Raw genomic sequence first — 13,859 nt, 5'->3', positions numbered from 1 at the left:
CGGGGACGGCGGGTGCTACTTGTTCTTGGGGACGATCCCGGCGGCCACGCCGACCGGCGTATCGGCCACGCTGCCGGACAGGCAGACGAGCTTCGCCGTGCCGAGCGCGACATTCGGGCTGCCCGCGAACGTGCTGTCGGGGTTGTCCGCCAGGATCTGCTCGATCAGCGCCTTCTCCGCGTCTGTGTCGAGCTGCTTGAACTCGGCGCAGGTGACCTTCGACGGGTCGCTGGTCGCGGGAGTGCTCGGCTGGTTGGCGGTCGGCGCGCTGCCCGGCGTGCCGGTGCTCGGCGCCGCGGCGGGCGACGGCGGCCGCGCGGGCGCCGTCGCGCTGGTCGAACCGCCTGTGCGCGGTGCGTTCGCCTCGGTGGCGTCGTTCGAGGACTGGCCGCAGCCTGCCAGCACCAAAGCCACCGTCCCGGTGGCCAGGACGATGGCGGAAGTTCGCTTCATACCGTGCTTTCCCCGGTGGATCGTGTGCCGGCGCCGCCGGCGTGTTCGGTGCAGCGTACCGGGTGCCCGGGGTTCAGTGGATGTGTGCCTGCCAGTCCTCCGGCACCCGGTCACGCGGGCCGGGAACGCCCTGGTCGGCAGGGTGGCTGGTGGGTGGGGTGAGTTCCGGTCCGTCGCCGTACATTTCCTCGGTCCGGAAGTTCCAGTACCAGTCCTCGCCCGGCTCGAAGCTCTGGATGAACGGGTGGCCGGTGTCCTTCGCGTGCTTGCTGGCGTGCTGGTCGGGTGAGGTATCGCAGCAGCCGATGTGCCCGCACTCGGCGCAGCGGCGCAGGTGCACCCACCACCCCTGCGACGCTTCGCATTCCACACAGCCGGTGCCGCTCGGCGGTACCGCCGGCTCGATGCCCTCGATCTCCTGCGTCATCATTGACCTCCTGCGATGGATTCGGATTCGGCCTGATTGTCCTCCGGGTTCTCCGGGGTTCGGTGCAGTGGCAGCCATACGGTGAATCTGGTGTCGCCCGGCTCGGAGTCGACCTGGATGTCGCCCTCGTGCTTGTTCACCACGATGCGGAACGAGATGTCCAGGCCGAGCCCGGTGCCCTCGCCCATCGGCTTGGTGGTGAAGAACGGCTCGAAGATCCGGCCGCGCACGTTGTCCGGGATGCCGGGGCCGGTGTCGCCGATTTCGATGACGGCGCAGTCGTTCTCGTGCCTGGTGCGGATGGACAGCGTGCCCTGCCCCTGCATCGCGTACACCGCGTTGTCGATCAGGTTGGTCCACACCTGGTTCAATTCCGCTGCGTAGCACGGCACCTGGGGCAGTGAGCGGTCGTATTCCTTGACCACCTCGACCCCGTCGCCGATCTTGCGGCTGAGCATCACCAGGGTGCTGTCGAGCAGATCGTGGATGTCCACCACCTGGAACGGCGCCCGGTCCATCTGCGAATACTGCTTGGCCGCGTTGACCAGCGAGGAGATGCGGGTGGTCGAGTCGGCGATCTCGTTCATCATCAGCTCGGTCTCGATGGTGTAGTTCAACCACCGGATCGCGCCCTGGAATACCTGGTCGGTGCTGCCTTCGAGGGTCGCCGCCACGCGCTCGAGCCAGTCCACGTCGAAACCGGCCTGCACGAAGTTCGGCGCGAGGTTCCAGCCGTCGATGATGCCGTGCTCGTCCAGCCACTCGCCGAGCACGTCCTCCCGGTCGGCGGCCTCCAACGGCGTCAGCTCCGGCGCCTTGGCCACCTGGGCCGCCGCCTCCTCCTGCAACCGCACCAGCGCGCCGAGGGAGGCGGTGTCGAACTTGCCGTCGGCCATCATGGCCAGCTTGTGCCGCATGCCCGCGACCCGTTCGCGCAGCCCGGAGGTGGCTCGCACCGCGGCGGCGGCCGGGTTGTTCAGCTCATGGGTGAGACCTGCCGACAGGGAGCCGAGGGCGAGCAGCCGCTCGCGCTGGCCGACGCGCGCGTTGGTGTTGCGGTTGCCGAAGAACACGCCCTCCAGCAGGTGCACCGCCATCGGGAACCATTCGTGCATCATCTGGGCGAAGATCTCGGCGTCGAGCACATAGAAGCGGGACGGCCTGGTCACCGACATCGACCCGCTATAGGTCTGGTCGACCTTGTCGCCGATGTAGGCCATCCAGGCGCCCGCGTAGGAGCCGCGGTGCTGGGTGCGCACCAACTCGATCTCGGTGCCGCCGGACAGCTTGGTCAGCACCACCTCGCCGTCCATCAGCACGTAGAAGCAGGTGGCTGGTTCGCCCTCGCGGAAAACCAGTCCCGGTTCGATGGTTTCGATCCGCCCGTCCCGGCACAGCCAGTCCAGCTGTTCGTCGTTGAGCTTCTCGAACAGGAACAGGGTGCGCAATTCCGCTGGGTCGCAGACCATTCGGCTGCTGCGTTCCGCGTTTTCCGTTGAGTTCATCTGCCAGCCTCCTGTTTACGCGAGGTACCGGTGCACGAGCATGACCGCCATCGCGCCCTCGCCGACCGCCGACGCGACGCGCTTGGCCGAATCGGCGTGCACGTCGCCTGCCACGAACACGCCGGGCACGCTGGTCTCCAAATGATGTGGCGGGCGCGGCAATTCCCAGCCCGCCGGACGCGCGCCGTCGACCAGCAGGTCGGGCCCGGCCAGCACATAACCGTCCTGGTCGCGCTTGATCACGCCGTCGAGCCAGTCGGTTTGCGGTGCGGCGCCGATGAACAGGAACAGCCGCTCGGCCTCCGTTTTTTCCTCGGCACCGGTCTCGTTGTTGCGCAACACGATCTGTTGCAGGTGGTCGTCGCCGTCGGCGGCGGTCACCTCGGTGTTGGTGTGCACCTTGATATTCGGTATCTGCGCGATCTGCTGGATCAGGTAGTGCGACATCGAGTTGTCCAGCGAGTCGGACCGCACGAGCAGATGGACGGTATTCGCGTTGCGCGACAAGAACACCGCCGCCTGTCCCGCCGAGTTCGCGCCGCCGACGATATAGACATCCCGGTCGGCGCACTCGGAAGCTTCCGTCATCGCCGAGCCGTAATACACACCGCGGCCGGTGAAGTCGTCGACGCCGGGGGCCGGATGACGGCGGTAGTCGACACCGGTCGCGATGATCACCGTGTGTGCGCAGAGCCTGCCGCCGTCGGCGAACCGCACGGTGCGGGCGGAACCGTTCACCTCCAGCGCGATCACCTCGCGGGTGGTGATCACCTCGGCGCCGAATTTCGCCGCCTGCCGCCGCGCCCGGTCGGCCAGCTGCCCGCCGGACACCCCGTCGGGGAAGCCGAGGTAGTTCTCGATGCGCGAACTCTGCCCGGCCTGACCGCCGGTCGCGGTGCGTTCGACCAGCACCGTGCGCAACCCCTCCGAGGCGCCGTACACCGCCGCGCCGAGACCGGCCGGTCCGCCGCCGACCACGATCAGGTCGTAGAAGTCGCCGGTGGCATCGACGGTGAGTCCGACGTTCTGTGCGAGCTCGCTGTCGGACGGCTGCACCAGGGCGTCACCGGCCGCTGTGATCACCACCGGACATCGTTCGGGGTCGGCACCGGCCGCCTCCAGCAGCCGGGCGCCCTCCGGCTCGTCGGCCAGGTACCAGCGGTAGGGGAGTTGATTGCGGGCCAGGAACTCGCGCACCTCCGAGGAACGCGGCGACCAGCGGTTGCCGACCACCTTGGTCTCGGTGACGGGCCGGTGTTCGCTGCTGCGCCACGCTTCGAGCAGGCCGTCCAGCACCGGGTACAGCTTCTCTTCCGGCGGGTCCCACGGCTTGAGCAGGTAGTGGTCCAGGTCGACCACGTTGATCGCGTTGATCGCGGCGCTGGTGTCGGCGTAGGCGGTCAGCAGCACGCGCCGTGCGTATGGGTGCAGGTCCATCGCCTGCTCGAGAAATTCGATGCCGTCCATGCCCGGCATCCGGTAATCGGCGATCAGGACGGCGACCGGCTGGCCGCGCAATTTCATCTCGCGCAGCGCGTCGAGCGCCTGGGCGCCCGATTCCGCGCGCAGAATCCGGTAGTCGGCGCCGTAGCGGCGTCGCAGGTCGCGCACGACCGCGCGGGAAACCCCAGGATCGTCATCGACGCTCAGGATGGCCGGTTTCGTGGCAGCGGGTGAAGTCACCTGACGAGTATGAATCCTCGATACAAACCGTGCAGTCGGCGTTCACTGCTGGCGGACAACCGGCCCGTCACAGCTTGTGGTGGCGGATGAGGTCGAGTTCGCTTGGGGTCAGCAGCCGCTCGAGATTCTCGGCCGACGAGTCGCGGGCGGGCGGACCGCCGGTCTCGTCGGCGGGAAGTAGCGGAACATTCTCCGCGTGGCGACGCGGTAAGAGGGAGCGCAGTTTCACGGCCGATCACCTCACGTTGGACGGGAAAGCTGGAGGCAGTGTCTTTGCTTCTTCTATCCGGCATTGTGCGCTGGCCATTACCGAGATCCGTGGACAACATGCTGAATGTGACCCAACTGTCTTCCCGATTAGGATGTGCACTACCCGTCAAGCGCGCTCGGCCGGACTGTCGGTTCGTTCGCATGAACCCTGGAGGCCGCGTTGCCGAAGAATCTCGAAGCCACCATTGATATCGCCGCGTCGCCCGAGCAGGTGTGGGCCGTGGTCTCGGATGTGAAGCGGATGCCCGAGTTCAGCCCGCAGTGCGTGCGGATGCTGCCGCTCGGCACGCCGAAGGCGGGCACCTGGGTGCTCAACCTGAACCGGGACGGCAAGAAGTACTGGCCGACCACCGCCCGGATCGTGCGTTTCGAGCCGAACCAGGCGTTCGCGTTCCGGGTCAACGAGAACCGCTCCATCTGGAGCTACACGCTGGAGCCGACCGAGACCGGCACCAGGCTGATCGAGCGCCGCGACGTCTCCAACGGCACCACCTGGCTCTCCCGCAAGGCCATCGACGCCGCGCTCGGCGGCGAACTGCCATTCGAGGCGGAACTGGTCCGCGGCATGCAGGAGACGCTCGGCAAGATCAAGAACGCGGTCGAGTCGAAGGCCTGACCCTGAATGTCCGGCGCGTTCGCCCTCGGCGCCGGGTATTCGGTCGTATGTTGCGGAGTATGCGACGAATGACGCGCTGGTCCGCGCCTATTGCCGTGCTCGCGGCAACCACCGCGTTGCTGACCGGCTGCGGCAAGTCCGACTCCGGACCCGAACGGGAAGTCACCGTGGTCGGCAGTGGCCAGGTGCGCGGCGCCCCGGACATCCTGAATGCCGACATCGGCGTCGAGGTGACCGCCGACAATGTCTCGGCCGCTATCGACCGCGCAAATGAGAAGGCCAAGGCGATGACCGACGCGATGGTCGGCGCGGGCCTTCCCCGCGAGGACGTTCGCACCACCGACGTCTCGATTCAGCCGCAATACGCGGGCGGCCCGGACAACAACAACACCGTCATCGGCTACCGCGCCACCAACTCGGTGCACGTCGTCGTGCGGGAGCTGAGCAAGGCATCCGGCGTGCTGGACAGCGCGATCAGGGCGGGTGGCAACGAAACCAGGCTGCGCACGGTGTCTTTCGCGATCGACGACAACTCGCAGCTGCTCGCCGACGCGCGGGCGCGGGCGTTCGCCGACGCGAAGGCGCGCGCCGAGCAGTACGCGGTGCTCGCCGGGGTGCGGTTGACCGAGGTGATCACCATTACCGAGGCGAGCAACCGCGACGACATCCCGAAGGGGTCGTCCGCGCGGGACGCGGCGCCGGAATCGCTCGCGCTGGAACCCGGCACTCAGACGGTGACGTTCACCGTGAAGGTCACCTGGGGACTGCGCTGATCAATTGACTGTGTTGGTCAACTGATTGTGCTGATCAATTACCCGCTGATTGCCGCTTTGGGCAGCGTAACGACCTGTGCCGCATAGGAAAGCCCCGCGCCGAAGGCGATGAGCAACGCGGTGTCACCCGGCTTGGACTCGCCCTTGCGTAACAGCGACTCCATGGCCAGCGGGATCGACGCGGCCGAGGTATTGCCGGTCTCCTCGATGTCGTTGGCCAGCGCGCAGTTCTCCGGCAGCTTCAGCACCCGCGCCATGATCTCGATGATCCGGCCGTTGGCCTGGTGCGGAATCATCGCGTCCAGGTCGTCGGTGGACAGTCCGGCCCGGTCGATGGCGTCGCGGCAGACCTTCTCCAGGGAATGGGCGGCCCAGCGGAACACCGCGGTGCCCTCCATCGCCAGGTACGGGCGCACCGCGTCGAGGCCCTTGTCGTCGATCTCCCGGAAGAACTCGACCCAGTCCTTGTCTTGCCGGATCGCGTGATGCTGGGTGCCGTCCGACCCCCACACCGTCGGGCCGATACCCGGCTCGGCCGAGGGGCCGACGATCACGGCGCCCGCGCCGTCGGCGAACAGGAACGCGGTCGAGCGGTCCTTCGGGTTGATCGTGTCGGTCAGCTTCTCCACGCCGATCACCAGCACGTGCCCGGCGGTACCGCAGCGGACCAGGTCCGAGGCCAGCGCGAGGGCGTGGCAGAAGCCGGCGCAACCGGCGGAGACGTCGAAGGCTGCCGCGCCGTTCATGCCGAGTTCGGTCGCGATCCGCGGTGCGGCGGCGGGGGTCAGCAGGAGGTGCGTCGACGTCGCGACGATAACGCAATCGACCTGGTCGACCGCGATGCCCGACGATTCGAGCGCCCCCTTGGCCGCGGCGACGCTCATGCTCTGGATGGTTTCCGACTCTCCGGCGAACCGCCGGGTCTTGATCCCGGACCTGGTCTGGATCCACTCGTCGCTCGAGTTGATCGGACCCGCCACCTCGTCATTGGTCACGACTCGAACCGGGCGGTATACGCCGAGCCCGAGGATCGCCGTGTGCTCTGCCCCGGTGGTCTGGGCGATTCGAGCAGCCATGTCCGTCTCCTATGTACCTGCGGCAACCGCCGCCGGGTTGTCCCCGAAGCCTCGAAATGATCCCTCGTCAGCCACACCTACGGAGCCGTAGACATGAGGCCCCCTCATATTAGCCGGAGAACCGGCGTTTCGCCGTGCGTATTCTCACAATCACCGGGTATCCCGCGGTTAGCATGCTGATTGCTCCGTTCGGCATGCCCCAACTATGTGTCTGCCGTCCTTGTGCGCCACGGACCGCAGACGCGGATTGCGAGGACACCATGCTCGGTCTCGGGATTATCGGGTGGATCATCATCGGTGGTCTTGCCGGCTGGATCGCCAGCAAGATCATGAAGACGGACGCCCAGCAGGGCATCTTGTTGAACATCGTCGTAGGCATCGTCGGTGGCCTACTCGGCGGGTTCATCCTGAAGTTGTTCGGTGTCGACGTCGAAGGCGCCGGCCTCTGGTTCAGCTTCTTCACCTGCCTCGGTGGCGCGGTCATTCTGCTGTTCCTGGTCGGTCTGGTGATGGGCCGCCGAGTCCGAAGCTGACGGCACCATGCCACAGGCTCCTTTTCCCGTAAGGTGTGAACGCTTGCGCCGGTCCTATCGTTGAAGGCGCGATCCGTCTGCATCTAGTACGAAAGAGGAGCCTGTGGCCCGCCGTCCCACGCCGCCCGGCACGCCTGAACGCACCGGAATCGGCCATGTTGCCGATTTGGTTCGCAACGCGATTCCCCCGCTGCATCCCGCCGGGCTTCCGTTCGTCGCCGCCCCACTCGCGATCGCCGTCGTCGGCGGCAAGCGCAAGTGGGTGCGCCGGACGGGGCTGGTGGCCGCGGCCGCGTGCGCGACGTTCTTCCGGCACCCGAACCGGGTGCCGCCGAACCGGCCCGGTGTCGTGGTCGCCCCGGCGGACGGCGAGATCGCCCTCGTCGACACCGCCGCTCCGCCTGCGGAATTGGGCCTCGGCGACCAGCCACTGCCCCGGGTGAGCATCTTCCTGTCCGTTCTCGACGTGCACGTGCAGCGCACGCCGGTCTCCGGTGTCGTGCGCACGGTCCTGCATCAGGCGGGCCAGTTCCGGTCGGCCGATCTCCCCGAGGCCAGTTCGGTCAACGAGCGCAACAGCATGGTGCTGGAAACCCCGGACGGGCATCAGGTCGTCGTGGTGCAGATCGCGGGCCTGCTGGCCCGCCGGATCGTCTGCGACGCCCAGGTCGGCGACGTGCTGACCATCGGTGACACCTACGGGCTGATCCGCTTCGGGTCCCGCCTGGACACCTACTTCCCGGCGGGCACCGAGCTACTCGTCCAGGTGGGACAGCGCACCATCGGCGGCGAGACCGTCCTCGCGGTGCTCGGGTCCTCGGCATCCACTGATTCATGATGGAAGCGGCTGTCCCGACCCAGCGACGACGGCGCCGCTCGATCCGGCTGCTGCCGAGCGTGGTGACCATTCTGGCGCTGTGCTCCGGGTTGTCCGCGGTGAAGTTCGGCCTGGACAACCGGCTCGACATCGCGCTCGCGATGATCGGCGCCGCGGCCGTGCTCGACACCCTCGACGGTCGGCTCGCCCGAATGCTCGACGCTACCACCAAGATCGGTGCGGAGCTGGATTCGCTCTCCGACGCCATCTCCTTCGGCGTCGCGCCCGCGCTCGTGCTCTATGTGACGTTGCTGCACAGCGAAACCGCGGGCTGGATCATCGCCCTACTGTTCGCGGTGAGCATCGTGCTGCGGCTGGCCAGGTTCAACACCCTGCTGGACGACGACACCCGGCCGGAGTGGTCGCGCGAATACTTCGTCGGCGTGCCCGCCCCGGCGGGTGCGCTCATCGCCATGGTGCCGGTCGCGCTGTTCGTGGTGTTCGGTGACGGTTGGTGGGTTTCCTTCTACGCGGTCGCGGCGTGGACCGTCGGCGCCGCCGCGTTGTGCGTCAGCACCATTCCGACGCTGGCCATGAAGTCGGTGTCGGTCGCGCCGCAAGCCGCGGCCGGGTTGCTGGTGTTGGTCGCGCTGGCCGCGGCGCTGCTGGTCACCTACCCGATCGTGCTGCTGCTGATCCTGGTCGCCTTGTATTTGGGCCACATCCCGTTCGCCTGGCACTCGCAGCGCTGGGTGGCCGCACGCCCGGAAACCTGGCAGCACAAGCCCGCTGAGCGGCGTGCGCAACGCCGCGCTCAGCGCAGGCCGGTGATTCGCCGTCCCGCGATCCGCGGCTCCACCGCCCGCCTTCGGTTGCGCCGCCCCGGCGGCAAGCGCGACATCGACAACCTGCCCCGCTGAACCCGCCGCTCGCTGGGATTTCTTAAGAACTTGGCAAGCCGAAGCGAGGAGGCTGCTGGAGTATGGACACTCTGGCGGCGGTAGGCGGCTTCGGCCTCGGAGGGTTGGCCATCGGCGGCTTCGGCGGCGCGCGCTTCGGTTTGAAGCGGCTGCTCGGCGTCGGAGGTTCGGCGATGGCCGAACACGTGCGGCTGCCCGCGCGGGCGAGCGGTACGGTCATATCCGGCGGGCGGGCGCGGAAGAAGGTGGCGATGGAGCCGGACGGGTTGCGGGAATTCGTCGCGCATCGACCCAGGCTGTTCGCACTCGCCTACCGGATGCTCGGGTCGGCCGGTGAAGCCGAAGACGCCGTGCAGGAGACATATCTGCGCTGGGACGCCGCCGATCGCAGCCGAATCCGTTCCGCCGAAGCCTGGTTGACCACCGTGCTGGTGAATCAATGCCGCACCTGGCTGGTTTCGGCGCGGGCCCGCCGGGAGACCTACGTCGGACCGTGGCTGCCCGAGCCCGTACCCACCGAGCGCGGCGAGCTCGGTCCGCTGGAGACCGTCGAAGAGCGCGAGCTGGTTTCGTTCGCGCTGCTGACCGCGCTGGAGCGGTTGACGCCGATCGAACGGGCCGTATTCGTGCTGCGCGAGGCATTCGGTTACGCACACCGCGAGATCGCCGACATGCTCACCATCACCGAGACCAATTCGCAGCAGATCTACCGGCGGGCCGGCCAGCGCGTGCGCGAAGGCCGGGCGCGGTTCGACATTTCGACCGAGTACGCGGGCGAGCTGATCAAGCGGTTCCTGAAGGCGGCGCGCAATGGCGACATCGAGTCGCTGGAGCAGATGCTCACTGCCGATGTCACCTCGATCGCCGACGGCGGCGGTCAGATCAACGCGGCCCGGCGGCCGGTCGTCGGCGCGAAGAAGGTCGCGCGGTACCTGGCCGGGCTGTTCCGCTGGGAGGTGCCCGGCATGGAGGTCCGGATCGAGGAGATCAACGGCGCGCCCGCTGCGGTGGCCAGGGTGGACGGAGTTCCGCTGCTCGTCGCCGGCTTGGAATTCGTGGATGGTGCGATCGCCGCGCTGCGGCTGGTGGTCAATCCGGAGAAGCTGAGCTATCTCGCCAGATCGTCGAAGAGCTGAGTGACGCGCTTCACGGCGCGAAATTGTCAGGGATGGTGAGGCTATCCGGTCTGGAAGATGTCGGCCGATCGAAAGGAGCCACATCATGACCGGACAGCATCGAATCGTCGTCCTCGGCGCCGGGTACGCGGGGCTGGCGGCGGCCCGCCGCCTCGCCAGCAAGGCGCGCGAGGCCGAGATCACCGTCGTGGACGCTCGCGCGAGCTTCGTCGAACGGGTACGGCTGCATCAGCAGGCGGCCGGGCAACAGATTTCGAAATGGGATCTGCGGGAAATGCTGGCGAACAAGAACATTCACTTTGTCCGCGCCCGGGCGACCCAGATCGACACCGAGGCCAAGCGGGTATTACTGGACAGCGCAACGGCTCTCGACTACGACACACTCGTCTACGCACTGGGCAGCATCGCGGACCCGAACAGCGTGCCCGGTGTCGCGGAGCACGCGTACCTGTTGGCGACACCCGAGGACGCGGGCCGGTTCACTGCCCCGCGGGGCACCGTGGTAATCGTCGGCGGCGGCGCCACCGGCATCGAGCTGGCCGCGGAACTGGCCGAGACGCAACCGGATTCGCGGGTCATGCTGCTCGGCCCGGACGAACCGGGCGCCTGGCTGTCGACGCGGGCGCGGGCGCATATTCGGCGGGTGCTCGAGCGGCTCGGCGTCGAGATCCGGTCGGATGCCAAGGTCATCGAGGTGACCGGGGAGGGTGTGCGGCTGGCCGATGGTTCGCTGATCGAGGCCGCGGCGACGGTGTGGACGGCCGGATTCGGCGTGCCGGATCTCGCGGCGCGCTCGGGTCTCTCGGTCGACCGGGTAGGCCGAGTGCTGACCGACGCGTCATTGCGGTCGCTCTCACACCCGGACGTCTACGCCGCGGGCGATAGCGCGGTGATCGCCGGTCCGGGCGGCCGGGAACTGCGAATGGCTTGTGCGACCGCGCTGCCCACCGGCAAGTACGCGGCCGACGCCATTGCCACGCGACTGCGCGGCGGGGAACCGGTGCCGCTGCGGTTCCGGTACGCGGTCCAGTGCCTGAGCCTCGGTCGCCGGGACGGTCTCATCCAGTTCCTGCACACCGACGATTCACCGCGGCGGACCGTGCTGACCGGCCGGACGGCCGCCTGGGTGAAGGAAGCGGTGGTGCGCGGCGCGGGGTGGGCGGCTCGACCCTGAAAAATGGTGTCGCCGAATCGGTTTCGGTCGTCAGCGAGGAGCTGACGCACTGGCGGCGAGTCCGGGATAGGAGTCCGTCAACTCTGGGTTGACGATGGTCAATCGTCAACCTATCGTTGACGCATGACCCTTCCCTTCCGCCTCGACGATCTGATCGACGGCATCAAGAAAGCCCGTCCCGACAACGTCCTCGACCAACTGTCCGACGCCGTGGTCGCGGGCGATCACCTCGGCGAGGTGGCCGATCACCTGATCGGCCACTTCGTGGACCAGGCCCGCCGTGCGGGTGCCTCCTGGACCGACATCGGCGCCAGCATGGGCGTCACCAAACAGGCCGCACAGAAGCGCTTCGTGCCGAAGGGCCCCGGCGACCCGGCCGAAGCCGCCCAGATGGATCCCAATGCGGGCTTCGCGAGATTCACGACGCGGGCCAGAGCGGTGGTGATGGCCGCGCAGGAGGCCGCGCGCCTGGCAGGCAATTCCCAGATCGGTGTCCAACATGTGGTGCTCGGCCTGCTCTCCGAACCGGAAGGGTTGGCCGCGAAAGAACTCCTCGTCAGCGGCCTCACCCTGGACGCCGTTCGTGATGCAGCCACCGCGGCACTGCCGCCGGGCGGCGACGATGTTCCCCCGCTCATTCCCTTCGGCCCGGAAGCCAAGAAGGTGCTGGAACTGTCCTTCCGTGAGGCACTTCGCTTGGGGCACAACTACATCGGTACCGAACACATCCTGCTCGCGCTGCTGGAACAGGAGAACGGCAACGGTTTGCTGAGCGGGCTCGGGGTCGACAAGGCAAAAGTCGAGGCGCATCTGGTCGAACTGCTCGCGCAGATCGTGGCCAATCGGTCATGAGTCCGGCGCGGGCCGCCGCGGCCGAAGAGGGCGCGGTATTCAGGCCCGTCCGCGCAAGCCGCCACCCCAACGTGGCCACTGCGCTTGCGGTTTCGGTTCGGAAACCAACGGCGCGCGTTCGGTGTCGGTGACGTACAGCGGCAGGTGCGGTGCCAGTTCCGCGAGCAGTTCGATTGCTTTCCCACCCTGCGCCGCCCGGTACTCGGGCATGGTCAGCCCGACGATCTGCAGGAATCGCATACTGCCGTGCGGAGTTTCGATGGTGCCGAGTTCGGGGTCGGTGGTGAAGGCGACGGCCTGGATGCTCGAATCCGGTTGGTCGGCGGCGATCGGGCCGTTCGCCTTGATGGTGTGCCCCGGCTCGAACCACTTGCCGGACTGGAAGACATAACGCGCAAGGTTTTGCAGAAAGTTCGCCGGCCACACCGGCGGCTCGGCAGCGGCGGACCGGCGAACCAACCGGAAGGTGAACTCGAACCCCCAGCCGGACTCGTCGGGGTTGTCCCATTCCTTCTCGTACAGCTCGGTCATGCCGTAACTGATGTAGTGCCAGTGCGGCACCGGGTCGGTGCGGGTATACGCGCTGATCCCGTCGAGTGGATCCGGCCCGCCGAGCGACCAGCGGTGATCGGTGGCCCAATGGAAAGGTTCGATATCGCCGTACAACGGCTGCAGGGCGCCGTCGATGGCATTCCAGCCGGGTGCTTCACTCACCCCGCCACCATAAAGGCGTACCTCCGCATTCGCTCCGGCCATGCGCGGGCTGATGGCGGACTCCGTCCGGCAGCGCCTATTCTGCGTACCTCCGCATTCGCTCCGGCCATGCGCGGGCTGTGGACGGACTGACGTCCGGCTGCGCCTGTTCTGCGTACCTCCGCATTCGCTCCGGCCATGCGCGGGCTGATGGCGGACTCCGTCCGGCAGCGCCGATTCTGCGTACCTCCGCATTCGCTCCGGCCATGCGCGGGCTGTGGACGGACTGACGTCCGGCTGCGCCTGTTCTGCGTACCTTCGCATCCGCTCCGGCCATGCGCGGTGGGCACGATTTCCACGCCCAGGCGCCCGAAAATGATCATGATTCCCCTCCCGGACCTACCCCTCCGCAGGCGCCCGCTAAGCTATAGCAATGGCGGATGAAACGGATTCCGACCTAATCGCGGGGGAACGACGCGCCGATCTGCTGCGTGCGCTTTCTTATGTGTCCACTGAGTCCCAGCCGGACGGCAGCTATGTCGTCAACGGCGACCTTCCCCCCGAGGTGGCGCCCCCTTTTATTCGGGCGATCATGCGGGTCGAAGCAGAGTTGCTGTTGCACGACGCCGAGCTCGTCACGGTGGAGGGCGGCGAACCGCGCTCCCCGGAAGAGCGCAGGACCGACGCCTTCGTCGCGTTGGTGCTGCGGGTGGACGACCGGGCTTAGGTCACCGCGTGCTGAGCGCCGGGCTACCGACGGCGCCGGTGAAGACGACCTTGCACTCGGCACCCCCGAGTGCTAGAAATGGCTTTGGCACTCTCGACCTGTGAGTGCCAGGTCGGGACGGTGAGACCGGGTTCCATCGACACCCTCGGTCGTCCGTCGCGGGCACCGCACCTGGCCAGCGTAAATGGGGCGATCCAACCTGCG

General features: G+C 67.5%; 16 protein-coding genes. 9 read left to right on the top strand and 7 right to left on the bottom strand.

Going from position 1 to position 13,859, the window contains the following annotated elements:
- Positions 1-15 precede the first annotated feature (15 nt).
- The 5 genes from KV110_RS38800 to KV110_RS38780 form a co-directional block, all read right to left on the bottom strand.
- Positions 16-453: a hypothetical protein gene (locus tag KV110_RS38800; protein WP_218472068.1), complete on the bottom strand. Its 438-nt coding sequence runs from the start codon at positions 451-453 to the stop codon at positions 16-18.
- Between the two features lie 73 nt (positions 454-526).
- Entirely contained in the window at positions 527-880 is a 354-nt protein-coding gene (locus tag KV110_RS38795; protein WP_218472067.1) for a UBP-type zinc finger domain-containing protein, read from the bottom strand.
- The gene (locus KV110_RS38790; protein ID WP_218472066.1) at positions 880-2,385 is read right to left on the bottom strand and encodes an ATP-binding protein; all 1,506 of its coding nucleotides are present in this window, start codon (positions 2,383-2,385) and stop codon (positions 880-882) included. Before KV110_RS38790 ends, KV110_RS38795 begins: the two co-directional genes overlap by 1 nt.
- A 15-nt stretch (positions 2,386-2,400) precedes the next feature.
- Positions 2,401-4,068 carry an NAD(P)/FAD-dependent oxidoreductase gene (locus KV110_RS38785; protein WP_218472065.1) on the bottom strand — a complete coding sequence of 556 codons (1,668 nt, stop codon included), beginning with the start codon at positions 4,066-4,068 and terminating at the stop codon, positions 2,401-2,403.
- A gap of 67 nt (positions 4,069-4,135) precedes the next feature.
- Positions 4,136-4,297: a hypothetical protein gene (locus KV110_RS38780; protein WP_218472064.1), complete on the bottom strand. Its 162-nt coding sequence runs from the start codon at positions 4,295-4,297 to the stop codon at positions 4,136-4,138.
- Positions 4,298-4,498: 201 nt separating this feature from the next.
- On the opposite strand from KV110_RS38780, the gene KV110_RS38775 reads away from it, so the two are divergent.
- The gene (locus KV110_RS38775; RefSeq protein WP_218472063.1) at positions 4,499-4,954 is read left to right on the top strand and encodes an SRPBCC family protein; all 456 of its coding nucleotides are present in this window, start codon (positions 4,499-4,501) and stop codon (positions 4,952-4,954) included.
- Positions 4,955-5,013: 59 nt separating this feature from the next.
- Complete coding sequence (locus tag KV110_RS38770) at positions 5,014-5,727, top strand: SIMPL domain-containing protein (RefSeq protein ID WP_393537608.1); 714 nt, start codon at positions 5,014-5,016, stop codon at positions 5,725-5,727.
- Positions 5,728-5,765: 38 nt separating this feature from the next.
- Here the strand turns inward: KV110_RS38770 and KV110_RS38765 are convergent, their stop codons facing one another.
- Positions 5,766-6,803: a beta-ketoacyl-ACP synthase III gene (locus KV110_RS38765; RefSeq protein ID WP_218472062.1), complete on the bottom strand. Its 1,038-nt coding sequence runs from the start codon at positions 6,801-6,803 to the stop codon at positions 5,766-5,768.
- Between the two features lie 260 nt (positions 6,804-7,063).
- On the opposite strand from KV110_RS38765, the gene KV110_RS38760 reads away from it, so the two are divergent.
- The 6 genes from KV110_RS38760 to KV110_RS38735 all read left to right on the top strand — a co-directional run bounded on the left by KV110_RS38760 (position 7,064) and on the right by KV110_RS38735 (position 12,235).
- Entirely contained in the window at positions 7,064-7,336 is a 273-nt protein-coding gene (locus KV110_RS38760) for a GlsB/YeaQ/YmgE family stress response membrane protein (RefSeq protein ID WP_218472061.1), read from the top strand.
- Positions 7,337-7,439: 103 nt separating this feature from the next.
- Positions 7,440-8,174: a phosphatidylserine decarboxylase gene (locus KV110_RS38755; RefSeq protein WP_218472060.1), complete on the top strand. Its 735-nt coding sequence runs from the start codon at positions 7,440-7,442 to the stop codon at positions 8,172-8,174.
- Positions 8,174-9,073 (top strand): CDP-alcohol phosphatidyltransferase family protein, encoded by a 900-nt coding sequence (locus tag KV110_RS38750; RefSeq protein ID WP_218479426.1) that lies wholly within the window; start codon positions 8,174-8,176, stop codon positions 9,071-9,073. The genes KV110_RS38755 and KV110_RS38750 overlap by 1 nt, the downstream gene beginning before the upstream one ends.
- Before the next feature lie 251 nt (positions 9,074-9,324).
- Positions 9,325-10,209 (top strand): RNA polymerase sigma-70 factor, encoded by an 885-nt coding sequence (locus KV110_RS38745; RefSeq protein ID WP_246634842.1) that lies wholly within the window; start codon positions 9,325-9,327, stop codon positions 10,207-10,209.
- A gap of 85 nt (positions 10,210-10,294) precedes the next feature.
- Positions 10,295-11,383 carry an NAD(P)/FAD-dependent oxidoreductase gene (locus KV110_RS38740; protein WP_218472058.1) on the top strand — a complete coding sequence of 363 codons (1,089 nt, stop codon included), beginning with the start codon at positions 10,295-10,297 and terminating at the stop codon, positions 11,381-11,383.
- Between the two features lie 123 nt (positions 11,384-11,506).
- Complete coding sequence (locus KV110_RS38735; protein WP_218472057.1) at positions 11,507-12,235, top strand: Clp protease N-terminal domain-containing protein; 729 nt, start codon at positions 11,507-11,509, stop codon at positions 12,233-12,235.
- A 39-nt stretch (positions 12,236-12,274) separates the two neighbouring features.
- Here KV110_RS38735 and KV110_RS38730 read toward each other — a convergent pair whose 3' ends face one another.
- On the bottom strand, positions 12,275-12,949 hold the full coding sequence (locus KV110_RS38730; protein ID WP_218472056.1) for a suppressor of fused domain protein: 675 nt from the start codon (positions 12,947-12,949) through the stop codon (positions 12,275-12,277).
- 412 nt (positions 12,950-13,361) lie between these two features.
- Here KV110_RS38730 and KV110_RS38725 point away from each other — a divergent pair, with 412 nt between their 5' ends.
- Positions 13,362-13,655 carry a hypothetical protein gene (locus KV110_RS38725; RefSeq protein ID WP_107659693.1) on the top strand — a complete coding sequence of 98 codons (294 nt, stop codon included), beginning with the start codon at positions 13,362-13,364 and terminating at the stop codon, positions 13,653-13,655.
- The last annotated feature ends 204 nt before the right edge of the window (positions 13,656-13,859 follow it).

The sequence above is a fragment of the Nocardia iowensis genome, from assembly GCF_019222765.1.
Lineage (GTDB): Bacteria > Actinomycetota > Actinomycetes > Mycobacteriales > Mycobacteriaceae > Nocardia > Nocardia iowensis.
The sequence above is the reverse complement of the archived record's forward strand: the minus strand, read 5'-3'. Positions and strand labels throughout refer to the sequence as shown.